This window comes from Delftia sp. WSY_7 (genome assembly GCF_043104845.1).
Lineage (GTDB): Bacteria > Pseudomonadota > Gammaproteobacteria > Burkholderiales > Burkholderiaceae_C > Comamonas > Comamonas tsuruhatensis.
In genome coordinates this window covers 470,433-491,359 of record NZ_JBICLB010000034.1, presented here as the reverse complement: position 1 = coordinate 491,359, position 20,927 = coordinate 470,433, and the positions used below count along the sequence as shown (strand labels likewise).

General features: G+C 68.5%; 21 protein-coding genes. 7 read left to right on the top strand and 14 right to left on the bottom strand.

Annotation, left to right across the window (positions count from 1 at the left end; genetic code table 11):
* Nucleotides 1–160: 160 nt before the first annotated feature.
* The 3 genes from ACF8ME_RS17030 to ACF8ME_RS17020 all read left to right on the top strand — a co-directional run bounded on the left by ACF8ME_RS17030 (nucleotide 161) and on the right by ACF8ME_RS17020 (nucleotide 3,671).
* On the top strand, nucleotides 161–994 hold the full coding sequence (locus ACF8ME_RS17030) for an ABC transporter ATP-binding protein (RefSeq protein WP_013804352.1): 834 nt from the start codon (nucleotides 161–163) through the stop codon (nucleotides 992–994).
* Between the two features lie 198 nt (nucleotides 995–1,192).
* A complete protein-coding gene (locus ACF8ME_RS17025; RefSeq protein WP_392417498.1) occupies nucleotides 1,193–2,440 on the top strand; it encodes a phenylacetate--CoA ligase family protein in 1,248 nt (415 codons plus the stop codon).
* A 241-nt stretch (nucleotides 2,441–2,681) separates the two neighbouring features.
* A complete protein-coding gene (locus ACF8ME_RS17020; RefSeq protein ID WP_016446599.1) occupies nucleotides 2,682–3,671 on the top strand; it encodes a tripartite tricarboxylate transporter substrate-binding protein in 990 nt (329 codons plus the stop codon).
* Between the two features lie 109 nt (nucleotides 3,672–3,780).
* Here the strand turns inward: ACF8ME_RS17020 and ACF8ME_RS17015 are convergent, their stop codons facing one another.
* Entirely contained in the window at nucleotides 3,781–4,296 is a 516-nt protein-coding gene (locus ACF8ME_RS17015) for a hypothetical protein (protein ID WP_016446600.1), read from the bottom strand.
* Between the two features lie 64 nt (nucleotides 4,297–4,360).
* Nucleotides 4,361–5,245 (bottom strand): LysR family transcriptional regulator, encoded by an 885-nt coding sequence (locus ACF8ME_RS17010; RefSeq protein WP_392417495.1) that lies wholly within the window; start codon nucleotides 5,243–5,245, stop codon nucleotides 4,361–4,363.
* Nucleotides 5,246–5,396: 151 nt separating this feature from the next.
* Here ACF8ME_RS17010 and ACF8ME_RS17005 point away from each other — a divergent pair, with 151 nt between their 5' ends.
* Nucleotides 5,397–6,380: an aldo/keto reductase gene (locus ACF8ME_RS17005; protein WP_160851663.1), complete on the top strand. Its 984-nt coding sequence runs from the start codon at nucleotides 5,397–5,399 to the stop codon at nucleotides 6,378–6,380.
* A gap of 22 nt (nucleotides 6,381–6,402) precedes the next feature.
* Here the strand turns inward: ACF8ME_RS17005 and ACF8ME_RS17000 are convergent, their stop codons facing one another.
* From ACF8ME_RS17000 to ACF8ME_RS16990, 3 genes are read right to left on the bottom strand one after another with little or no spacing between them, the layout of a single operon-like run.
* Nucleotides 6,403–6,732, bottom strand: coding sequence for a DUF1840 domain-containing protein (locus ACF8ME_RS17000; protein ID WP_016446603.1), 330 nt, complete (start codon nucleotides 6,730–6,732; stop codon nucleotides 6,403–6,405).
* 33 nt (nucleotides 6,733–6,765) lie between these two features.
* Nucleotides 6,766–8,094 (bottom strand): class I SAM-dependent methyltransferase, encoded by a 1,329-nt coding sequence (locus ACF8ME_RS16995; RefSeq protein ID WP_016446604.1) that lies wholly within the window; start codon nucleotides 8,092–8,094, stop codon nucleotides 6,766–6,768.
* Nucleotides 8,095–8,118: 24 nt separating this feature from the next.
* On the bottom strand, nucleotides 8,119–8,727 hold the full coding sequence (locus ACF8ME_RS16990; protein WP_016446605.1) for a hypothetical protein: 609 nt from the start codon (nucleotides 8,725–8,727) through the stop codon (nucleotides 8,119–8,121).
* A 22-nt stretch (nucleotides 8,728–8,749) separates the two neighbouring features.
* On the opposite strand from ACF8ME_RS16990, the gene ACF8ME_RS16985 reads away from it, so the two are divergent.
* Nucleotides 8,750–10,039, top strand: coding sequence for an aminopeptidase (locus ACF8ME_RS16985; RefSeq protein ID WP_392417915.1), 1,290 nt, complete (start codon nucleotides 8,750–8,752; stop codon nucleotides 10,037–10,039).
* Here the strand turns inward: ACF8ME_RS16985 and ACF8ME_RS16980 are convergent.
* Nucleotides 9,991–11,418: an ATP-binding protein gene (locus ACF8ME_RS16980; RefSeq protein WP_061287197.1), complete on the bottom strand. Its 1,428-nt coding sequence runs from the start codon at nucleotides 11,416–11,418 to the stop codon at nucleotides 9,991–9,993. The genes ACF8ME_RS16985 and ACF8ME_RS16980 overlap by 49 nt on opposite strands.
* Nucleotides 11,411–12,085 carry a response regulator transcription factor gene (locus tag ACF8ME_RS16975; RefSeq protein ID WP_016446608.1) on the bottom strand — a complete coding sequence of 225 codons (675 nt, stop codon included), beginning with the start codon at nucleotides 12,083–12,085 and terminating at the stop codon, nucleotides 11,411–11,413. Before ACF8ME_RS16975 ends, ACF8ME_RS16980 begins: the two co-directional genes overlap by 8 nt.
* A 147-nt stretch (nucleotides 12,086–12,232) precedes the next feature.
* On the opposite strand from ACF8ME_RS16975, the gene ACF8ME_RS16970 reads away from it, so the two are divergent.
* On the top strand, nucleotides 12,233–13,999 hold the full coding sequence (locus ACF8ME_RS16970) for a phosphoethanolamine transferase (protein ID WP_016451929.1): 1,767 nt from the start codon (nucleotides 12,233–12,235) through the stop codon (nucleotides 13,997–13,999).
* 18 nt (nucleotides 14,000–14,017) lie between these two features.
* Here the strand turns inward: ACF8ME_RS16970 and ACF8ME_RS16965 are convergent, their stop codons facing one another.
* The 6 genes from ACF8ME_RS16965 to ACF8ME_RS16940 all read right to left on the bottom strand — a co-directional run bounded on the left by ACF8ME_RS16965 (nucleotide 14,018) and on the right by ACF8ME_RS16940 (nucleotide 18,889).
* Nucleotides 14,018–14,533, bottom strand: coding sequence for a nucleoside deaminase (locus ACF8ME_RS16965; protein ID WP_392417492.1), 516 nt, complete (start codon nucleotides 14,531–14,533; stop codon nucleotides 14,018–14,020).
* Between the two features lie 14 nt (nucleotides 14,534–14,547).
* Complete coding sequence (locus ACF8ME_RS16960; protein WP_012203071.1) at nucleotides 14,548–15,315, bottom strand: ABC transporter permease; 768 nt, start codon at nucleotides 15,313–15,315, stop codon at nucleotides 14,548–14,550.
* Between the two features lie 16 nt (nucleotides 15,316–15,331).
* A complete protein-coding gene (locus ACF8ME_RS16955; RefSeq protein WP_012203070.1) occupies nucleotides 15,332–16,174 on the bottom strand; it encodes an ABC transporter ATP-binding protein in 843 nt (280 codons plus the stop codon).
* Nucleotides 16,175–16,242: 68 nt separating this feature from the next.
* On the bottom strand, nucleotides 16,243–17,280 hold the full coding sequence (locus ACF8ME_RS16950) for an ABC transporter substrate-binding protein (RefSeq protein ID WP_017406666.1): 1,038 nt from the start codon (nucleotides 17,278–17,280) through the stop codon (nucleotides 16,243–16,245).
* Nucleotides 17,281–17,334: 54 nt separating this feature from the next.
* Nucleotides 17,335–17,850: a nucleoside deaminase gene (locus ACF8ME_RS16945; RefSeq protein ID WP_012203068.1), complete on the bottom strand. Its 516-nt coding sequence runs from the start codon at nucleotides 17,848–17,850 to the stop codon at nucleotides 17,335–17,337.
* A 10-nt stretch (nucleotides 17,851–17,860) separates the two neighbouring features.
* Nucleotides 17,861–18,889, bottom strand: a complete 1,029-nt coding sequence (locus ACF8ME_RS16940; RefSeq protein ID WP_016446613.1) for an ABC transporter substrate-binding protein — start codon at nucleotides 18,887–18,889, stop codon at nucleotides 17,861–17,863.
* 597 nt (nucleotides 18,890–19,486) lie between these two features.
* Here ACF8ME_RS16940 and ACF8ME_RS16935 point away from each other — a divergent pair.
* The gene (locus tag ACF8ME_RS16935; protein WP_392417490.1) at nucleotides 19,487–20,509 is read left to right on the top strand and encodes an isopenicillin N synthase family dioxygenase; all 1,023 of its coding nucleotides are present in this window, start codon (nucleotides 19,487–19,489) and stop codon (nucleotides 20,507–20,509) included.
* Nucleotides 20,510–20,591: 82 nt separating this feature from the next.
* On the opposite strand, the gene ACF8ME_RS16930 is transcribed toward ACF8ME_RS16935, so the two are convergent.
* Nucleotides 20,592–20,846, bottom strand: coding sequence for an acyl-CoA-binding protein (locus tag ACF8ME_RS16930; RefSeq protein WP_012203065.1), 255 nt, complete (start codon nucleotides 20,844–20,846; stop codon nucleotides 20,592–20,594).
* Between the last annotated feature and the right edge of the window lie 81 nt (nucleotides 20,847–20,927).

Here is a 20,927-nt window from a genome sequence, read left to right as displayed (position 1 = left end):
CTTCCCCCTCTCTACCCGCTTCGCGGGGGAGGGGGACGACACCCTCGGTGCGGGGCGGCCCTTCCTCGGTGTCCCTGAGTTGGGGCATGCCCCGCGCAGAGATGCTTCGAGAGTTGCGGCCCCGCACTCCGCTTTCGTATCAACGCCCATGGACGACGCCATGACCACCGCACCCACCTCCGCCCCGGCCCCCAGCGATCCGCTGCTCGTGGTCAATGGCATCGAAGTCATCTACAACCATGTGATCCTGGTGCTCAAGGGCGTTTCGCTCCAGGTGCCGCGCGAGAGCATCGTGGCCATCCTGGGCGGCAACGGCGCGGGCAAGACCACGACGCTGCGCGCCATCTCCAACCTGCTCAAGGGCGAGCGCGGCGAGGTGACCAAGGGCACGATCGAGCTGGAGGGCGAGCGTATCGAAAGCCTCACGCCCTCCGAGCTGGTGCAGCGCGGCGTGGTCCAGGTCATGGAGGGGCGGCACTGCTTCGCCCACCTGACCATCGAGGAAAACCTCATGACCGGCAGCTACACGCGCACTGACAAGGGCGAGATAGCGGCCAACCTTGAGAAGGTCTACAACTACTTTCCGCGCCTGAAGACGCGCCGCACCTCGCAGGCGGCCTACACCTCGGGCGGCGAGCAGCAGATGTGCGCCATCGGCCGCGCGCTGATGGCCAATCCGCGCATGGTGCTCCTGGACGAACCCTCGATGGGCCTGGCCCCGCAGATCGTCGAGGAGGTGTTCAACATCGTCCGCGACCTCAACAGCAAGGAGAAGGTCACCTTCCTGCTGGCCGAGCAGAACACCAACATGGCGCTCAAATATTCGGACTACGGCTACATCATGGAAAGCGGCCGCATCGTCATGGACGGCGCGGCCTCGGACCTGGCCAGCAACGAGGACGTCAAGGAGTTCTACCTGGGCGTGGGCGGCGGCGAGCGGAAAAGCTTCAAGGACGTGAAAAGCTACAAGCGCAGAAAACGTTGGCTTGCATGAATACCCCCTGAGTCGCTTCGCGCCTTCCCCCTCTCGCGTCGCGGGGGGGACGACACCCTCGGTGCGGGGCGGCCCTTCCTCGGTGTCTCTCGCCTGGGGCCGCGCCGGTTTCGCAGGCAACGGCGTTGCTGAATTTCTGGAATAAACCACTATCACTGGCCGGACTCCATCTGCCCTTTTCCACATACAGGACTAGCCATGAGTGCCTTCTACGACGCGCTGGAGACGCGCACCCCTGACGAACGCGAAGCGGCGCTGCTGTCCGCCCTGCCCCGGCAGATCGCCCATGCGCAGCAACACTCTGCCGCCTTCGCCCAGATCCTGGCCGGCGTCGATGCCGCGCAGATCACCAGCCGCGAGGCCCTGGCCCGCCTGCCGGTGACGCGCAAATACGAGCTGCTGCAGCGCCAGGCCGAGCAGCGGCCCGCGCAGATCTTCGGCGGCTTCAACGCCATCGGCCTGGGCCAGCCCATGCCGCGCCTGTTCTGCAGCCCCGGCCCCATCTACGAGCCCGAAAGCCGCCGCCCCGACTACTGGCGCATGGCGCGCGCGCTGCATGCCTCGGGCTTTCGGCCCGGCGAACTGGTGCACAACTGCTTCAGCTACCACTTCGTGCCCGCGGGCTCGATGATGGAAAGCGGCGCCCATGCGCTGGGCTGCACGGTGTTCGCAGGCGGCACGGGCCAGACCGAGCAGCAGGTGCAGGCCATGGCCGACCTGCGGCCCGCCGGCTACGTGGGCACGCCCAGCTTCCTCAAGATCATTGTGGAAAAGTCCCTGGAGATGGGCCTGCCCATCCCCTCCGTGACCAAGGCCATGGTCTCGGGCGAGGCCTTCCCGCCCTCGCTGCGCGACTGGCTGGCCGAGCGCGGCATCGCGGGCTACCAGTGCTATGCCACGGCCGACCTGGGCCTGATCGCCTACGAGACCGAGGCCCGCGAAGGCCTGGTGCTGGACGAGCAGGTCATCGTCGAGATCGTGCGCCCCGGCACGGGCGACCCGGTGGCCCCCGGCGAGGTGGGCGAACTGGTGATCACCACGTTCAACCTCGACTACCCGCTGATCCGGTTCGGCACGGGCGACCTCTCTGCCGTGCTGCCCGGCCAGTGCCCCACGGGCCGCACCAACGCACGCATCAAGGGCTGGATGGGACGCGCCGACCAGACCACCAAGGTGCGCGGCATGTTCGTGCACCCGGGCCAGATTGCCGACGTCGTGCGCCGCTTCCCACAGGTGGGGCGCGCGCGGCTGGTGGTCACGGGCGAGATGGCCAACGACCAGATGCAGCTGCTGGTCGAAACCCGCGAAACCTCACCGGGCCTGGCCCAGCAACTGTCCGATGCCGTGCGCGAAGTCACCAAGCTGCGCGGCGATGTGCAGATGGTGCTGCCGGGCACCCTACCCAATGACGGGAAGGTCATTGAAGACGCGAGGTCGTACAAGTAGCCACCGAGGTGCGGGAACGGCGGCCTCGCCGCCGAGCGGCATTCGCAGACCCTGAAAACATGACGCCTGTCAAGACTCCCAGGGTTTGCACTAGATCAATGGCAAGGGAATCTGCTGCGGCGCAATAGAAACAATTCTTAAAATCCGTCTCCTCGTGCATTCGGTTTCTCTTGCGTGTTTGCCCTCGAAGGCAAATGCGCATCGCCCCCTATCATTTGCACGCCATTCACCTGGAGACACTATGAAAGCATTGTTCAAGATCGCAGCCATCGCCCTGGCAGCCGGCGCAGCCATTGGCGCTCATGCGCAGGACTATCCTGCCGCAGGCAAGACGATCACCCTCATCGTGCCGTTCACCGCAGGCGGCCCGACCGACAAGGTGGCCCGCGATCTGGCCGAGTCCATGCGCAAGCATCTGAACAATGCCACCATCGTGGTGGACAACGCCGACGGCGCCGGCAGCACCATCGGCACGGCCAAGGCTGCACGTGCCCGCCCTGACGGCTACACGCTGCTGATCAACCACATCGGCATGTCCACGATCCCGTCGCTGTACCGCAAGCTGTCGTTCAACGTGCTCAACGACTTCGAGTACGCCGGCATCATCAACGACGTGCCCATGACCCTGATCGGCCGCCCCAGCCTGCCGGCCAAGAACTTCGCCGAGGTCAAGGACTGGATCGGCAAGAACCAGGGCAAGGTCAACCTGGCCAATGCCGGCATCGGTTCCGCCTCCCACCTGTGCGGCCTGATGCTGCAGGCGGCCATGAAGACCGAAATGACGCCCGTGCCCTACAAGGGCGCCGCGCCGGCCATCGCCGACCTGATCGGCAACCAGGTCGACCTGCTGTGCGACCAGACCACCAACACCACGGGCCAGATCACGGCCAAGAAGGTCCAGGCCTATGCCGTGACCACGCCCAAGCGCCTGGTCATGCCCGCACTGAAGGACCTGCCGACGCTGGCCGAAGTGGGCGTGCCCGACTTCCAGGTCACCATCTGGCACGGCCTGTACGCGCCCAAGGGCACGCCGGCCGACGTCGTCAAGAAGGTCAACGAGGCCATGAAGGCCGCCCTCAAGGACCCCGAGTTCATCAAGCGCCAGGAAGCCCTGGGCGCCGTGATCGCCAGCGACGGCCGCATCGAACCCGAAGGCCACAAGAAGTTCGTCCAGGCCGAGATCGAGAAGTGGGGCAAGGTCATCAAGGCAGCCGGCACCTACGCCGACTGATCCCGAGGACCACCACCGCGACGGATCGCCCAGTTGCAACCACGATCAAGCCCGGCTTCGGCCGGGCTTTTTCGTTGGCGGGGACGGCGCGACAGCGGCGATGCAGGGTTCAGGGCGCCGGCCCGCGCAGCGCCATCACGGCCTGCCAGCTGCCGCCGCGCTGGCTTGCGTTGTAGAGGTTGCTCTGCGTGTTGCCGGGACCTTCGTAGTAGCTGCCGCGCATCAGGCATTGCGATCCCGAGGCCGTGCAGTGCACAAGCTCGACGCCGAACATCAGCGCCGGCCGGCCGCTGGCCCGGTCCAGCACCTGCTCGCCGCCCTTGCCCACGTCGCAGGCCGAAGCCGGCCGCACCTGGCTCTGGCCGCTGAGCAGGGCCAGCGTGCCGGCATCGGGGTCCAGCAGCGCCCATCCACGGCCGTTGCCTATGCAGTAGGCCGCCGCCTTGGGGCCGAGGTTGGAGGCGTTGTCCAGAAACAGCAGCGAATACACGGCCGCCGCCGCTCCCGGGGGCGCCTGCGGGCCGGTGGGCGCCTTGGGCCTGTCGGCGCAGGCGGCCAGCGCCAGCGTGGCGGCCAGCGCGCCCAGCCAGGGCAGGAATCGGGAGGAATGACGGAGGCGGTGCATGGAAGTCCTTTCTTTCTCGCAATCTGCGTGCGTGTTTAACACGGCGCGCGGCCCCTGCTGCGGCTCAGGCCGGGCCTTCGAGTTCGGCATGCCGCCGCTCGAACAGTTCAATGAGGTGGTCCGCCACGGCCCGCACCCGCCGCGAATGGGCAAGGTCGGCATGCATGGCAAGCCAGATCGGCTGGTCGGCGCCCAGCTGCGGCTCCACGCAGACCAGCCCCGCCTGCCGCGCCAGGAAATGCGGCAGCACGGTCAGGCCCAGGCCCGCCTGGGCCGCGGCCAGCTGCGCGGACAGGGTGTTGGTCTCCAGCCGGCAGGGACGCCCGCGCAGGGCGCGCGCCATCCAGCGTGCGGCGGGCAGGTGGGCATGGCTGTCGTCCCAGCCGATGAAGGCGTCGCCTTCGAAGGGGTCCGAGCCGCTCCGGCCAGCGCGGCCAGCAACATGGCCGGCCGATCCGTACAAGCCGAAACCCAGCGTTCCCAGGCGCCGGATCGTGACGTGGCCGGCCTCGGGCTGGGTCATGCGCACGGCCAGGTCGGCATCGCGCCGGTGCAGGTTCAGCGTCTGCACGCCGCTGACCAGCTGCACGCGCAGCCCCGGATGGCGCGCGAACAACTGCGCCAGCGAGGGCACGATCAGCGGGTTGGCCAGGTTCTCCGCCGTGGCCAGCCGCACCACGCCCGCCACCTGTGCCTGGCTGTGCGCTGCATCGCCCAGGGCCTGGGCCGCCTGCTCCAGCGTCTCGGCCGGGGCCAGCAGCGCCTGGCCGTCGGCCGTGAGCCGATAGCCGCTCTGGTGGCGGCTGAACAGCGGCATGGCCAGCGCGGACTCCAGCCGGTCCAGCCGGCGCGAGACCGTGGCCACGCCCAGCCCCAGCGCGGCCGAGGCGCCGTTCAGGCTGCCGGCGCGGGCAATGGCCAGGAAGATGCGGGCGTCGTCCCACTGCAATGAAGTGCTCCTTGGTTTTCCTGGAAAGCCCTTGCGGAGAGCCTTTGTGGAAATGTTTTCCGGAAATGGAAGATCGAAGCGCGATTTTCTCAGTAGGCAAGCCCACCCCGGAAAACCATACTGGCCCCTTGTTTCAGCAAGAGGATGTGCAATGCAACAACGCACACTTGGCCACGATCTGCAGGTATCCGCCCTGGGCCTGGGCTGCATGGGCATGAGCGAGTTCTATGGCCCGCGCGACGACGCCCTGGCGCTGCAGGCGCTGGACCATGCCGTGGAGGCCGGCATCGACTTCCTGGACACGGCCGATGTCTACGGGCCGCACCACAACGAGGAGCTGATCGGCCGCTTCCTGGCATCGCGCCGCCCGCGCGTGAAGATCGCCACCAAGTTCGGCATCGTGCGCAAGGCCGGGGAGTACCGGCGCAGCATCGACAACAGCGCGCAGTACGCGCGGCAAAGCTGCGAGGACTCGCTGCGGCGCCTGGGCGTGGAGCGCATCGACCTGTACTACGTGCACCGCGTCGATGCCACGCGGCCCATCGAAGAGACCATGCAAGGCCTGGCGCGCCTGGTGCAGGAAGGCAAGATCGCCCGCATCGGCCTGTGCGAGGTCAGCGCAGCCACGCTGCGCCGCGCCCATGCCGTGCACCCGGTGGCGGCGGTGCAGACCGAGTATTCGCTGTGGACGCGCGAGGTGGAGGACGAGGTGCTGCCCGCCTGCCGCGAGCTGGGCGTGGGGCTGGTGGCCTATTCGCCGCTGGGGCGCGGCTTTCTCACGGGACGCTTTCATGGCGGCACGGCCTTCGAGCAGGGCGATTTCCGCGCCAGCCTGCCGCGCTTTCAACCCGGCAACATCGACACCAACCAGGCCCTGGTGGGTGCCGTATCGGCCCTGGCGCAGCGCAAGGGCAGCACGCCTGCGCAGATCGCCCTGGCCTGGCTGCTGGCCCAGGGGCCGGACGTGGTGCCTATTCCGGGCACCCGGCGCATCGCCCATCTGCAGGACAACCTGGGCGCGCTGTCCGTGGCACTGACGCCCGGCGAGCTGGACGAGCTGCGGCGCGCCAGCGACGAGCTGCCCGTGGCCGGGCAGCGCTATACGGAGGAAGGCATGAAGGGCATCAACGCCTGACGGGCCAGCGGGGGCCTCCGGCTTACCAGGTGACGTCGCTGTTCTCGGCGGCGCTGCGGCGCAGCATGTCGATCATGGGCGCAGCGCGCTGGCGCAGGCTGACGGCATCGCGTGCGCCCGGTGCGGCATTGTCCTGGTCGCCATCCTGCGCATCCTCTTCCTGGTTGGCCTTGCGGCGGGCATCGTCATCGGCCACGGCGGCTTCCAGCGCATCGATGGCGGCCGGGATCTGCTGGACGGTGATGATGCCGCTGGCGCCGGGCGTCTTGCCGACGATCTCCAGGACCTGGCGGCCGTTGGATTCGAGCATGATGACGTCGGCCGTGGCACGGGACTTGAACTTGTAGAGCATGGCTATCCTTTTTCTGTGTGGCGTGTCATGCACTCAGCGGTACATGTACTCGCGGTTGAAAGCATAGTCCGATTGGGCTCCCACCATGGACCCCGACTGCAGCCGTCCGTCGGGATGCGTGCACAGCATCTGGTGCAGGGCGATCCAGCCGCGCTCGAAGCCCATGGCGCAACCCGCCAGATAGAGCCGGTAGGCGCGCAGCACCTTGGCGGCACCTTCGGCATCGGCATGCTGCTCAAGGATACGCTGCGCCTGCGGCAGCTGGGCCTCCAATGCGTCGGACCAGTTCCACAGCGTGCGTGCGTAGTGGGGCCGCAGGTTCTCCGTGTCCACCATTTCCAGCCCGCTGTGGCCCATGTCGTGCAGCACGCGGCTCACATGCATCAGCTCGCCGCCGGGGAAGATGTAGCGGTCGATGAACTCGCCCATGCCCGCGCCCAGCTGGGTGTTGTCCACGCCGCCCGCGGTGATGCCGTGGATCAGCGCCATGCCGCCCGGGCGCAGCAGGCGGTGCACGGTCTGGAAGTACTCGGGCAGCTGGGCCTGGCCCACATGCTCGAACATGCCCACCGAGCCTATCTTGTCGAAGGGCTGGCCGGGCGCCAGCGCGCGGTAGTCCAGCAGTTGCATGTCCACCCTGCCCTGCAGGCCGCGCTCGGCAATCAGCTGCTGCACATGGCGGTGCTGGTTGTGCGAGAGCGTGATGCCCGTGGCCGTGACACCGTAATGCTCGGCCGCCCACAGCAGCAGCGCGCCCCAGCCCGCGCCGATGTCCAGGAAACGCTCGCCGGGCCGCAGGTCCAGCTTGCGGCAGATGTGGTCGAGCTTGGCCTCCTGGGCCTGGGCCAGCGTCATCTGCGGATCGCGGAAGTAGGCGCAGGAATAGACGCGGCGCGGGTCCAGCCACAGGCCGTAGAAGTCGTCGGAGATGTCGTAGTGGAACTGGATCTGCTGGGCGTCGCGCGCCAGTGTGTGCGCGGCCATGGAGCGCATGCGGGCCATGGCATGCACCCACCAGTGCGATGTGCCGCGCACCGGATCGGATTGCAGCAGGCTGGCGGCCACCGCCATCACGTCGCGCATGCGGCCATCGATGCGTACCAGCCCCTCCACGATGGCACTGCCCAGTGTCCCTATCTGCCCGGCCGCCAGGCTGGCCATGGCCGCCATGGACTGGAAATGCAGCACCACCTGCGCATCCGCAGGACCGGCGCGCTGGCCGGACGGCAGGATCACCGCCACGGGAACAGGGAGAGACGCCAGCCGCGCCTCGATGGAGCTCAGCACTTGTGTCATGGCGTTCATTTTTGACAGCAAGCCGCACTGCGTCAATCGCAGCCTGGGCTGTGCATGGCGGGGCATGGCGCCCCGCCACAGAGGGGGCGATCAGGCGATCAGCTGCCTGTAGTCGCGCCGTGTCTGGTCACTCACCGAAGCAAGCACTTGCTCGAAGGGCGTCTTGTGCCGTGCGACCAGCCGCAGGGATGCCACGGCGCGCGATTTGCAAAACCAATGACAGGTGTACTGCATGAGCAACAGCTCGGCCGTCATCATGAAGGCGCGCGCACGGCGTTCTTCCTCGGTGGCGCTGTCGGCCACGCGCACGGAGGCAATGCCGCGCGCATGCAGCTGCATGGCTTCGCGCAGATCGAAGCCGGACGACGGGAACAGCCGGTCCAGATAGGGCAGCGCCACGGGCAGCGTGCTCACGCGCGTGAGCTGCGGATCGGCCGAGGCCATTTCCTTGGCAAAGCGCTGGAACTGCTCGACCAGGCTGGTTTCGGTGTTGTCCAGCACGGTCCAGATCTGGGCGCGGCGCTGCTCGTCGTTCTCGCCCAGGGCGCGCAGATAGCCTTCGATCAGGCCGCCCATCAGCTTCTCTATCTGGAAACGCCCCAGATACTGGGCCAGCAGCAGGGTATGCCGGCGCTGCTCCTGCGTCTTGAGAAGGTAGATTGCGATGAAGACAATGATCGCCAGCGTGAAGAAGTCCATGAAAGCAGCAAGGGGGCCAAGGGTGCGTGAAGGCTTGAGTGTAGTCAGGCGCGGCCTGCCCGCGATTTTGGCGGGCATAGGCCTGCTGCTGGGCGGCTGTGCCAGCACGGGGGCCGGCGGCGACGGCCTGGGCTATTACTGGCAGAGCCTGCGCGGCCAGATACACCTGCTGCAGGCCAGCCGCCCCATTGACGACTGGCTGCAGGACGACAACCTGGCACCCGCGCTGCGCGAGCGCCTGCTTGCGGCCCAGCGCATGCGCAGCTTCGCCGTGCAACGGCTGGGCCTGCCCGACAACGCCAGCTACCGCCGCTACGCCGATCTGCAGCGGCCCTTTGCCGTGTGGAACGTGGTGGCCGCGCCGCCCGACAGCCTGGAGCTGCACCGCTGGTGCTTTCCCGTGGCCGGCTGCGTGGGCTACCGGGGCTACTTTTCCGAGGCAGACGCCGTGGCCCAGGCCCGGCTGCTGGCCGACCAGGGCCTGGAGTCCGGCAGCTACGGCGTGCCCGCCTATTCCACGCTGGGCTACCTGAACTGGCTGGGGGGCGATCCGCTGCTCAACACCTTCGTGGGCTGGGGCGAGGGCGAGTTCGCCGGCCTGCTGTTCCATGAGCTGGCCCACCAGGTGGTCTACGTGGCCGGCGATACCGCCTTCAACGAATCCTTTGCCACCACCGTGGAGCGCCTGGGCGCAACGCTGTGGCTGGCCACCGAGGCCGGCCCAGCCGCCCGCGCGCGCTGGGAGTCCAGCCAGCTGCGGCGTACGCAGTGGCGGGCACTGACCGGGCGCACGCGCCAGGCGCTGCAGCAGCTGTACCAGGACCCGCAGCAGCGCGGCCCCGCCATGCAGCAGGCCAAGGCGCAGATCTACCAGCAGCTGCGCAGCGACTACGCTGCGCTGCGTGCGCAATGGCGCAGCGCCGATGCAGCCTTGCTGACGACCGACGCGCAGCGCCAGTTCTACGAACGCCACCAGGCCCGGCTGGACCAATGGGTGGCCGATGCCAACAACGCCAGCTTCGGCGCGCTGGCCGCCTATGACGACTGGGTGCCGGCCTTCACCGCGCTGTGGCACCAGGCCCAGGCCCAAGCAAAGACCCAAGCTCCGGCCCAGGCCCAGCCCGGCAACGAGGCAATCCAGGGCTGGCAGCTTTTCTATGCCGAGGTGCGGCAGCTGGCCGCCCTGCCCGCAGCGCAGCGCAACGCCAGGCTGTGCAGGCACATGCCGGCCGATGCGCCCCTGCCGTCTGCCTGCGCCCCGGCTCAGGCCGGGGCGTCGGAATCTGCGGACGGATCGCGCCCCGGCAACTGAATGCGTGCCAGCAGGCCGCTGGAGCTGCCAGGCGGTGGCGACTGCAGCTGCAGGCTGCCGCCGTGCTGGGCCACGATCATGGACACGATGGACAGGCCCAGGCCATAGCCCGGCGATGCCAGTTCGCGCACGGCGCCCTGGGGCAGGCGCAGATCGTCCACATGGCGCACATGGCGCTCGCGCGCGGTGCCCAGCGCCACGGCGTCCATGCCCGGCCCCTCGTCGCGCACCTGGACGGTATGGCTGTCGCAGACTTCGAGCAGCACCTCCGAGCCATCGCTGTAGCGCAGCGCGTTCTCCACCAGGTTGCGCAAGGCAATGGCCAGCGTGTCCACGTCGCCCGCCACCGGCCCGCAGGGCTGCTCGGGCAGCACCACGTCCAGCCGCAGCTGGGTGGATTCGTCCTGCTGCCAGAACTCGGAGGCCACCATGCTGGCCAGCGTATCCAGCCGCACATCGTCCTGCGCCAGCGCCGAGCCCGAGGCCGCGCGCGACAGCTGCAGCAGCTTTTCCGTGCGCTGGCTCAGCCGCTCCAGCGCCTCGTGCGCGGCCCGCACGTCGGCGTTGTCCACGCCACGGTCCAGGGCCGTCTGCAGGCGCAGCGTGGCCACGGCCAGCGGCGTGCGCAGCTCGTGGGCCGCATTGGCGGCCATGGAGCGCTCCACCTGCAGCGCATGCGACAGGCGCTGCATCAGGTGGTTGATGCCCCGGCCCAGCCGCCACAGCTCGCGCGGCATGGCGTCCAGGTCCAGCGGCTCCAGGTTGGAGCCGCCGCGCTCGCTCAGCTGCAGCTGCATGTCGCGCAGCACGCGCAGGCGCCGCCGCGCGGTCACGCGCAGCGCCCAGCCCATGAGGGCGAGCATGACCACCATCACCGAGCCCAGCGCCAGCAGCGCCCGCTGCAGCGCCTCGCTGCGCTCGACCATGGGATCGGCCAGCATCAGGAACAGCGGCTGCCGGGGATGGGCCACCACATAGATGCGCCAGCCCTCGCGCTCGTAGAAGCCCTCGCGCATGGGCACGGCAAAGGCCGCCACGGGGGCGGCCTGGGTGCGCAGCAGCACGTTGCCGCGGCCGTCCTGCAGCTGGTAGACCAGATCCTCGGCCTCGTCGCCCGGCTGCGAGGCCACATGCGGGCGCTGCACGCCCTCGCGCGAGTGGTCTTCCTGTTCCAGCTGGTGCACGGCCACCTCCAGCAGGCGGTGGCCGCTGTCGATCATTTCCTGGTCGAAGTTGTGGTGCACGATGTGGCTGACATACCAGGCCAGCGCCAGCACGCAGGCCAGCCAGACGGCGGCCAGGGCCAGTGTCAGCTCGCGGGCCAGCTGGTCGGCCAGACGGGGCGGCAGCGCCAGGCTGTAGCGCTGCGGCTCATCCATGCTCGAGGGCCAGGCGGTAGCCGGTGCCGCGCACGGTCAGGATGCGGTCGCGCCCGAGCTTGCGGCGCAGCCGGCTGATGAACACTTCCAGCGTGTTGCTGTCGGCCTCGGCATCGAAGCCGTAGAGCGCATCGAGCAGATGCTCGCGCGCGTGCACACGCTGCGGCTGGGCCGTGAGCACGCGCAGCAGCGCCCATTCCTTGGGCGTGAGCAGCAGGGTGCGGCCGGCGTCGCGCACCATTTCACGGGCCAGGTCGATCTCCAGCGTGCCCATGCGCAGCACGGCGTCCTGCCCGGCCTGCATGCCGCCGCCGCGCCGGCTCACGGCGCGCAGGCGGGCCAGCAGTTCCTCGGGGTCGTAGGGCTTGACCAGATAGTCGTCGGCGCCCGCATCCAGCCCGCGGATGCGGTCGCTGACCTGGTCGCGGGCCGTCAGCACGATGGTGACGGGAGGCTGCGCCAGCCGGCGCAGCGTGGGCATGAGCGCCAGGCCGTCACCGTCGGCCAGGTGCAGGTCCAGCAGCACGGCCGCGTAGCTGGCACCGGCCAGGCAGGCGCGCGCCTGGGCCAGCGAGGGCACGCTGTCGATCAGAAAGGCCTTGGAGCGCAGATAGCTGCCCACCGCCTGGGCCAGGGCCTCATCGTCTTCGACCAGCAGGATTCGCATGGGAGGTTGGGCCTTCGCACATCAGGATGCGCACCGGATACGGACGGAACAAGCGTGGCGCAAGGGGGGGCGGCAGGGGTTCAAGCTGAACGGAGTCTGAACGCGGGGTTCAGATGTTCTTAAGCTGCGAATTCTACGCTCGCGGCCATGTCAGAACGCCTGCTCGCCCGCCCCCCCTTTGCCGGCTCCTCCGGCACCGGCCAAGCCCCGGCCCCATCTTCTGCCCAGCCTGCCCAGGCGGCCCCCGCCAGCCTCGCGGCACGGCTGCGCACGGCCTGGACCGCACCGCGCTCGCCCCAGGCCGTGGCCCTGGTGCTGGCGCTGTGGCTGCTGGCCACCGCCAACTGGGCGCTGTGGCGGCGCCTGCCCCACCTGGAAGGCTATGACGGCAGCCTGGCCGCCCTGGTGCTGCGGCTGCTGCCCCTGGGCCTGGGCGGCCTGCTGCTGCTGCTGTCGCTGACGGCCTGGCCGCGCGGCATGAAGCCGCTGTGGATTGCCCTGCCCTGGATTGCCGGCGCGGCCCAGTACTTCATGACCGCCTACGGCACGGTGATGGACGGCGGCATGATCAACAACATCCTGCAGACCGACCTGCGCGAGAGCAGCGACCTGTTCAACCCCCAGCTGCTGCTGCAGCTGCTGCTGGTGGCCGGACTGCCCACGGCCTGGCTGCTGCGGCTGCGCGTCATCCGCCCGCGCCGCGGCATGCAGACCGTGCTGCGCACGCTGGCGCTGCTGGCCGCCTCGGTGCTGCTGCTGGCGGCCTCGGTCTTTGTCTCGTACCGCGAGCTGGCGCCCGTGGTCCGCAACAACCTGTGGATGCGCCACATGCTCAATCCGGTCAGCCCGGTGCTGGCCTCGCTGGATGCGGTGCTCAAGCCCATCCTGCGGCCCAAGCGCCCCTTCGCCAGCATCGCGGCCGGCGCAACGCTGGGGGCCACCTATGCGGCCGAGCGCAAGCCGCCGCTGTTCGTCATCGTCGTGGGCGAGACGGCGCGCGCCGCCAACTGGGGCCTGAACGGCTATGCCCGCGACACCACGCCCGAGCTGGCCAGGCGCCAGGTGCTCAACTGGAGCAACGTGACCTCCTGCGGCACCAGCACGCGCGAATCCGTGCCCTGCATGTTCTCGCACCTGGGCCGCACGGGCTTCTACAAGAGCAAGGTGGACTACGACAACCTGGTGGACGTGCTGTACAGCGCCGGCCTGGCCGTGCTGTGGCTGGACAACCAGGCCGGGTGCAAGGGCGTGTGCGACCGCATTCCCAACGCCAGCACCGCCGACCGCCTGGACACGCCCGACGGCAAGGCCCTGTGCTCCAGCGATGGAGAATGCCTGGACGGCATCCTGCTCAGCGGCATCGACGAACGCATCGCCGCCCTGCCGCGCGAGCGCCGCGAGCGCGGCGTGGTGCTGGTCATGCACCAGATGGGCAGCCACGGGCCGGCCTACTACAAGCGCTCCACGCCCGAGACCAAGGTCTTCCAGCCCGAATGCCTGACCAATGCGCTGTCCAGCTGCACGCGCGAGCAGGTGGTCAATGTCTACGACAACTCCATCCGCTACAACGACCACTTCCTGTCGCAGACCATCGACTGGCTGACGCGCCAGCAATCGCGCTACCAGACCGGCATGGTCTACATGTCCGACCACGGCGAGTCGCTGGGCGAGATGGGCATCTACCTGCACGGCATGCCCTACGCCATGGCGCCCGACGAGCAAAAGCACATTCCCATGATCGCCTGGCTGGGCAACCTGGGCCAGCGCACCGGCGTGTCAGAGCGCTGCGTGCGCGGCCAGCTGGACGCGCCGCTGTCGCACGACAACCTCTACCACACCACCCTGGGCCTGCTGGACGTGACCAGCCCCACCTACCAGAAGCCCCTGGACGCGCTGGCCGGCTGCCGCAGTTGAGCCGCCCGCGCAGGCAGCTCAGCCCTGTTGCCAGAAGCCCCGGTGCGGCGCCAGCATCTCCTCCTGCAGCGCAGGCACGGGCCCCACGACCTGCACGCTGCGCTGCCCGCGCGCGAAGACCTCGCGGCAGGGCAGGGACAGCGTGGGATTTTCGGGATGGTTGCCCGTCAGCGCCAGCAGCGCCGTTTCCTCGGCGCCGTAGAGCACGCGGCCTATGCCGGCCCAGTAGATGGTTCCGGCGCACATGGCGCAGGGCTCGAAGGTGGTGACCAGGGTGCACTGCGCCAGGTAGGCGCCCGGATAGTTGGCGGCGGCCGTGCGCGCCAGCGTGGACTCCGCATGGTTCACCGTGTCGATGTTGCCCTGCTCGGCCAGCACGGTCTCGCCGTCGGGCGCCAGCAGCAGCGCGCCAAAGGGGTGGCGGCCCATGGCCATGGCCCGCTCGGCCACGGCGCCTGCGCGCCGCAGCTGGCGGGCCGCCTGTTCGTCGGTCAGGGGCGTCATGTGCGGGGTCGTCGTGGGTGCGGGCGTCATGGCCGGATTCTCCTTCACTCGCCCTGCGAGCCGCGCCGGGCCCAGCCCGTGGTGCGCTTTTCGATGGCGCTGAACAGCTCGTACATCACCATGGCCATGGCGCCCACCACGATGAGGCCGGCAAAGGCCAGGCCCATCTGCATGGACGAGCCGGCCGACACCAGCAGGTAGCCGATGCCTTCGTTGGCCGCCGTCATCTCGCTGACCGTGGTGCCCACGAAGGCCAGGGTGATCGCCACCTTCAGCGAGCCGTAGAAGTACGGCATGGAGCGCGGCAGGCCGACCTTGATGAGCACGTCCCAGCGCCGGGCGCCCAGCACGCGCAGCACATCCTCCAGCTCGGGCTCCAGCGTGGCCAGGCCGGTGGCGATGTTGACCATGATGGGAAAGAAGCTGATCAGGAAGGCCGTGAGGATGGCCGGCCCCGCGCCGATGCCGAACCAGACCACCAGGATGGGCACGAAGGCCGCCTTGGGCAGCGCGTTGAAGGCCGTCATCAGCGGATAGAACGCCGCATAGGCCAGGCGCGAGGAGCCGATCAGAAAGCCCAGCAGCACGCCCACCACGATGGCGATGCCAAAGCCCGCCATGGTCACCCAGTAGGTGCGCCAGGCGTGGGCGGCGATGATGCCGCTGAACTCGGCCAGCTGCCGGCCGATGGCCCAGGGGCTGGGGAAGATGAATTCCGAGACCTCGAAGGCCGAGCAGATGACCTGCCACAGCAGGATGACCGCCAGCAGCAGCACCCAGGGCGCCCAGCGTTCCGCGTATTTCTTGTGCATGTGAATCTCCCCCGTTCTATTGTTGGATGGCCGCGCCGGTCTTGCGCATGGCGCCGATGTGGCCGCGCAGCTCGTGCACGATGTCGGTGAATTCGCGCGTGTAGGTCAGCTCCAGCTCGCGCGGGCGCGGCAGCTCGATGTCGCGGCGCACCACGAAGCGGCCCGGGCTCTTGCTCATCACGTACACGGTGTCGGCCAGGAAGACGCTCTCGCGCAGGTCGTGCGTGACCAGGATGACGTTGAAGCGCTGCTCGGCCTGCAGGTCGCGCAGCACGCACCACAGCTCCTCGCGCGTGAAGGCGTCCAGCGCGCCGAAGGGCTCGTCCAGCAGCAGCATCTGGGGCTCGTGGATCAGCGCACGGCAGATGCTGGCGCGCTGCTGCATGCCGCCCGACAGCTGCCAGGGGTACTTGTCCTCGTAGCCGCCCAGGCCCACCTTCTGCAGCAGGGCGCGCGCACGCGCCTCGTACTCCTTGCGCTTTTGGCGGAACAGCGAGCGGTGCGGCTCCACGATCTCCAGCGGCAGCAGCACGTTGTCCACCGTGGTGCGCCAAGGCAGCAGCGACGGCGCCTGGAAGGCCATGCCCGAGATCTTCAGCGGCCCGGTCACGCGCTCGCCGTTGACCATGACACGGCCCATGGAGGGCATCTTCAGCCCCGTGGTCAGCTTCATGAAGGTGGACTTGCCGCAGCCCGAGGGGCCGACGATGGCGATGAACTCGCCGCGCCGCACCTGCAGGTCGATGGCCTCGACCGCGAAGTGGTTGGCGCGCAGCAGTTCCTCGTTGTAGGCAAGCCAGACGTCGCGGAACTCGACGAAGAAGGCGTCGTCATCGCCGTGGGATGTGGAGGAATTCATGTCAGGCAGCAGGCAAGGGCCGGCGCGTCGCCCGCTGGCGCACGCGCACGGTGTCAATCACTTTGTCGTCACTTCTTGGGCAGGATGTTCAGCTCGGCCGCAGACGGCAGGAAACTGCCGTTCCAGACCTCGGCCGGGTTCACGCGCGTCTTGGTGGCGTAGACATCGGAGACCTGCGACGCCATCAGCGACAGCCGTGTGGGCACGACCTGGCCAAAGCCCTCGGCACGCGCGTCGGCGCTGTTGACCACGGTGTCGATGGCCAGTTGCAGGCGGCGCGTCTCCAGCTGGGTGTTGACGATGCCGTCGCGCTCCTTCACGTAGGCAATGGCCGCGCCCGGGTTGGCGATGACTTCCTTGGCCCCCTTGGCGAAGGCCTGCAGGAAGGCCTTGATGGCGGCCGGGTTCTCCTTGATCAGCTTCGGGCTGGCGATGATGGCGTTGCCGTACAGCTTCACGCCGAAGTCCGCATAGGGCATGACCACCACATCGGCGGCCTTGATGCCGCGCGCCTCCAGGTTCAGCAGCGAGGTGAAGGTGAAGCCCGTGATGGCATCCACATCGCCGCGCACCAGCATGGTCTCGCGCAGCGGCGGGTCCATGGCCGTCCACTGCACGGTGCCGACCTGGTTGGCCTTGGCGAACAGCGGGAAGGCGCGGCGGCCCGCATCGAACACGGGCGCGCCCAGCTTCTTGCCGGTGAGGTCGGCCGTCCTGGCGATGCCGCTTTTCTTGAGCGCCATCACCGAGGCCGGCGTGTTGTTGTAGACCATCATCACGGCCACGGGCTTGTTGGGCATGTCCGGGTTGTTGGCCTGGAACTCCATCAGCGCCGCGATGTCGGCAAAGCCCAGGTCATAGGCGCCCGAGGCCACGCGCTGCACCACGCCGCCCGAGCCGCTGCCGGCATCGACCGTGACATCCAGGCCCGCGTCCTTGAAGTAGCCCTTGGCCACCGGCTGCAGGAAGAAGGCGGCCGGCCCCTCGAAGCGCCAGTCCAGCTGGAACTTCAGCGGCGTGGCCGCGTGGGCCTGTGTATGGGCCGTTGCCAGGCCGGCGCTGGCGGACAGGGCCAGGACGGTGTGCAGGAACAGTCGTTTTTGCATGGTGGGCTTCCTCTCTGGTGGTCAAAAGAAACGGTGGGGACGGACGGGGCCGGGTCAGCTTTTCCAGGCGCCCTGGTGCGATGCGGCGGCCTCGCCGATCAGCGCCGGGCCTATGCATTCGATGGCGTGGGACGAGGCGGCGAACACATCGCGGCAGGACAGCTCGGCATCCTTCTGGTCCAGGCGCTCGCCGCGGAATTCGCGCAGGCGCACGGCGTCTATGCCGTAGACCACGCGGCCTATGGCCGACCAGAAGATGGCGCCCGCGCACATCACGCAGGGCTCGGCCGATGAATACAAGGTGGCTGCGGACAGCGCCTCGCGGTCATGCAGGGGGCTGGCCAGGCGGATGGCCGACAGCTCGGCATGGGCCGTGCAGTCGCCGCTCTCGCCGTTGGCGTTGGAGGCCTCGGCCAGCACGCGGCCATCGGCGGCCACGATGAGTGCGCCGAAAGGGCGGTTGCCGCGCTGGCGCGCGCGGTCGGCCATGGCGATGGCGCGGCGCAGGTACAGGCCGTCGCGCTCGTCGAGCGAGGCCTCAAGGGGCAGTGAAACGGTGGCGTGGTCCATGTGCGCTCCCTCAGGCCTTGGCCATGCGCGCGGCCAGCGGCGGCAGCAGGCTGCGGTTGAACAGCGCATCGGCCGACACGGGTGCCTTGAGGCCGAAGGCCTGGCTGACCTGCTCGGCCTGTCGGGCCAGCAGCTGCGGGTCGATGTCGCCCAGGCCGTGGCGCTGCGTATCGGGCGCGGCCAGGTATTGCGAGGTGATGGCCCAGCGCGCCAGTTCCAGCTTTTCATCCAGGATGGGCTCGCGCTGGCGTACGGCGGCCACGGCCAGCGCAGGCTGGGCCAGGCATTCGATGAGGGCGCGGTTGCTGGCGCGCAGGAATCCCGCCACCAGCGCCGGCTGCTCGGCCACCAGAGCGCTGGAGGCCAGGATGGCATTGCCGTACAGCTGCACGCCCGCATCGGTGTAGCGCAGCACCGACAGCTCCTCGGGCTTGATGCGTGCGAACAGCGACACGGCCGAGTCATGGAAATAGGTGGCCGCATCCACATCGCCGCGCACCACCACGTTGTCGCGCGCCGAGAACTCCGTCGTGGTCCAGGCGAACAGGTCGGCCGGCAGGTTCTGGCGCTGCGCAACCAGGGGCCAGACGCGGCGCGTGGACTCCACGGCGGCGGCGGCCACCTTCTTGCCCTTGAGGCTGGCGAACTCGCCCGTGATGCCCCGGTCCTTGCGGCCGATGATGGCGAACGGCGCGCGGTTGTAGTACTGGTAGACGGCCTGCACGCGCGCCGCGCCCGCGTTCTGCGCATTGAACTCGATCAGCGAGCTGATGTCGCCCAGGCCCAGCTGGTAGGCGCCGCTGGCCACCCGCGTGATGGATGCCACCGAGCCCGAGCCCACGTCGATGCTCACGTCCAGCCCCTCGTCGCGGTAGTAGCCCTTTTGCAGCGCCACGAAAAAGGGCGCGGTCTGCGAGGTCACGCGAAAGTCCAGCGTGAACTTCAGCGGTGTCAGCGCCTTGCCCTGGGCGAAGGCACCGGGCATCACGGCACTGGCAGCGGGAAGGGCGGCGGCGGCAAGGAAATGGCGGCGTTGCATGGTGGAACTCTCAGTCGCTATCAACATGGGGACCGGCCGCTGGCATGGGGCCGGGCGGCTGGCGTGACATGAGCAATTTCCGGGCAACGCGCACTGGGCGCGTGCTGAACGCTTCTACTCGTTCGTCCTTGTATGCAAAGTGCGTACCACCCCCTGAGTCGCTTCGCGCCTTCCCCCTCTCTCGCTGCGCGGGAGGGGGACGACACCCTCGGGGCGGGGCGGCCCTTCCTCGGCGTCACTGGGCTGGGCCGCGCCGGTTTTCGACGCGGCGGGCATGCATCAGATTGGTGCCAGACGGTTCCGATGCGGCGCGTGCACCAAGCTGCCCGGCCCTCTTGCACCACGATGGAACGCAGGCGGCCATGAACCGGCCTTCGCGGGCTGGCGCGCTGTTTGCTTGGGTGGTTGGCAAGAGTAGAAGCGTTCAGCTTGCCGGTCTGTGCCGGCGCGGGTCATTGCTCTTGAAGCGGGTGCGGGAGCGGCGTGGCTGCGACCTGTGCCCTGTCAGCCACTTCAAGAGCGACGGGCGGGATCGGTGTCTTTTTGCGCCGGCCGCTGCGTGCCTTGCCACTGCCTTTGCGGCAAAGGAAACAGACCATGAACATGCTTACCAACTCCACCCTGCCTTCGGCACCGGCGTCAGATTACGCGCTGGGTGAACTCGCCAAGGAGGCCCGCATGGGCGGCCAGGGGCAGGAGACGCGCGCACGGGAGGTGCGGGTGATCGACATCTCCGACTTCGACCGCCGCAAGGCCGAGATCGCCGATGCGATCTGGCAGGCCTCGGTGGAGATCGGCTTCTTCCAGGTGTCGGGCCACGGCATTCCCCAGCCCGATATCGATGCGGCCTTCGGGCGTGCCGAGCAGTTGTTCGCGCTGCCGCGCGAGGTGAAGGCGCAGTGGCCGCTGTCGCGCAATGCGGGCTGGGAGCACAAGGCGCAGATCCGGCCTTCCACGCGCACGCCCGATCAGAAGGAGTCCTACCAGGTGACGCGCCCGCGCATGGCCGGCCTGTGGCCCACGCAGCAGGAGCTGCCGGGCTTTCAGCAGGCCACGCTGGGCTTCGAGCGCCAGTGCTGGCAGGTGGGCATGCAGCTGCTGTCGTGCTTTGCGCACAAGCTGGGCTTTGATGCGGATTTCTTCACGCGCGCCCACGACCCTTCGGTGCCCGCCTACCAGAGCACGCTGCGCATGCTGCATTACTTTGCGGTCGACCCCGCGCTCAAGGACGAGCTGGGCCTGTGGCGCGCAGGCGCCCACACCGACTTCGACTGCCTGACCCTGCTGTTCCAGCGCGCGGGCCAGGGCGGCCTGCAGGTGCTGCCGGGCAAGGAGATGGAGGGCCAGCAATGGACGCCCGTGGACCCCGTGGAGGGCGTGATCACCTGCAACATCGGCGACATGCTCACGCGCTGGAGCGACGACCAGCTGCCCAGCAACTTCCACCGCGTGCGCAATCCCCTGCCCCATGAATACCAGGGCGCGCGCTACAGCCTGGCCTTCTTCTGCCAGGCCAACGAGGACGCGGTGATCGAGGGCCCGCAAAAGAAGTACCCGCCCATCACGGGCGCGGAGTACCTGCGCCAGCGCATCAGCGCGAACTTTTCCAACAAGTACTGAGCCCGGCCGGGGCCGTGGCCGGAAACGACAAGGCCCCGGATTCCGGGGCCTTGTCTGTGTCTGCGATCGGTGGTGGCGTTGATCAGCGCAGCGACTCGATCAGGTCGATGTACTGCTGCTTGGCGTCATCGGCCGAGGTGTCCTTGAGCTTTTCCCAGGCGTCCCACTTGGCGCGGCCGACCATGTCGGTGAAGCTGGGCTTCTTGGCCTCGTTGTCGCCTTCGGTGGCCTGCTTGTACAGCGCGTAGAGCTTGAGCAGCGTGGCGTTGTCGGGGCGCTCGCTGATCGAGGTGGAGTTCTTGACGGCGGCCTCGAAGGCGGCGTTCAGATCGGACATGGCGGGTCTCCTGGTGGGCGGTTCGTGTAGCGGCACAGTGTAGCCAAAAAAGCAGGAATTTAGAACGACCGTGCTTTTTTC

Excerpts from the sequence above, each read along its gene's own strand:
- ACF8ME_RS17030 (WP_013804352.1), top strand. The coding sequence starts at position 161 with ATGACCACCGCACCCACCTCCGCCCCGGCCCCCAGCGATCCGCTGCTC.
- ACF8ME_RS17015 (WP_016446600.1), bottom strand. The coding sequence starts at position 4,296 with ATGCACCGCCTCCGTCATTCCTCCCGATTCCTGCCCTGGCTGGGCGCG.
- ACF8ME_RS17000 (WP_016446603.1), bottom strand. The coding sequence starts at position 6,732 with ATGCTCTACAAGTTCAAGTCCCGTGCCACGGCCGACGTCATCATGCTC.
- ACF8ME_RS17020 (WP_016446599.1), top strand. The coding sequence starts at position 2,682 with ATGAAAGCATTGTTCAAGATCGCAGCCATCGCCCTGGCAGCCGGCGCA.
- ACF8ME_RS16995 (WP_016446604.1), bottom strand. The coding sequence starts at position 8,094 with ATGCCCCGCCATGCACAGCCCAGGCTGCGATTGACGCAGTGCGGCTTG.
- ACF8ME_RS17005 (WP_160851663.1), top strand. The coding sequence starts at position 5,397 with ATGCAACAACGCACACTTGGCCACGATCTGCAGGTATCCGCCCTGGGC.
- ACF8ME_RS17025 (WP_392417498.1), top strand. The coding sequence starts at position 1,193 with ATGAGTGCCTTCTACGACGCGCTGGAGACGCGCACCCCTGACGAACGC.
- ACF8ME_RS16935 (WP_392417490.1), top strand. The coding sequence starts at position 19,487 with ATGAACATGCTTACCAACTCCACCCTGCCTTCGGCACCGGCGTCAGAT.
- ACF8ME_RS16965 (WP_392417492.1), bottom strand. The coding sequence starts at position 14,533 with ATGACGCCCGCACCCACGACGACCCCGCACATGACGCCCCTGACCGAC.
- ACF8ME_RS16990 (WP_016446605.1), bottom strand. The coding sequence starts at position 8,727 with ATGGACTTCTTCACGCTGGCGATCATTGTCTTCATCGCAATCTACCTT.
- ACF8ME_RS16970 (WP_016451929.1), top strand. The coding sequence starts at position 12,233 with ATGTCAGAACGCCTGCTCGCCCGCCCCCCCTTTGCCGGCTCCTCCGGC.
- ACF8ME_RS16980 (WP_061287197.1), bottom strand. The coding sequence starts at position 11,418 with ATGGATGAGCCGCAGCGCTACAGCCTGGCGCTGCCGCCCCGTCTGGCC.
- ACF8ME_RS16945 (WP_012203068.1), bottom strand. The coding sequence starts at position 17,850 with ATGGACCACGCCACCGTTTCACTGCCCCTTGAGGCCTCGCTCGACGAG.
- ACF8ME_RS16955 (WP_012203070.1), bottom strand. The coding sequence starts at position 16,174 with ATGAATTCCTCCACATCCCACGGCGATGACGACGCCTTCTTCGTCGAG.
- ACF8ME_RS16975 (WP_016446608.1), bottom strand. The coding sequence starts at position 12,085 with ATGCGAATCCTGCTGGTCGAAGACGATGAGGCCCTGGCCCAGGCGGTG.
- ACF8ME_RS16950 (WP_017406666.1), bottom strand. The coding sequence starts at position 17,280 with ATGCAAAAACGACTGTTCCTGCACACCGTCCTGGCCCTGTCCGCCAGC.
- ACF8ME_RS16960 (WP_012203071.1), bottom strand. The coding sequence starts at position 15,315 with ATGCACAAGAAATACGCGGAACGCTGGGCGCCCTGGGTGCTGCTGCTG.
- ACF8ME_RS16940 (WP_016446613.1), bottom strand. The coding sequence starts at position 18,889 with ATGCAACGCCGCCATTTCCTTGCCGCCGCCGCCCTTCCCGCTGCCAGT.
- ACF8ME_RS16930 (WP_012203065.1), bottom strand. The coding sequence starts at position 20,846 with ATGTCCGATCTGAACGCCGCCTTCGAGGCCGCCGTCAAGAACTCCACC.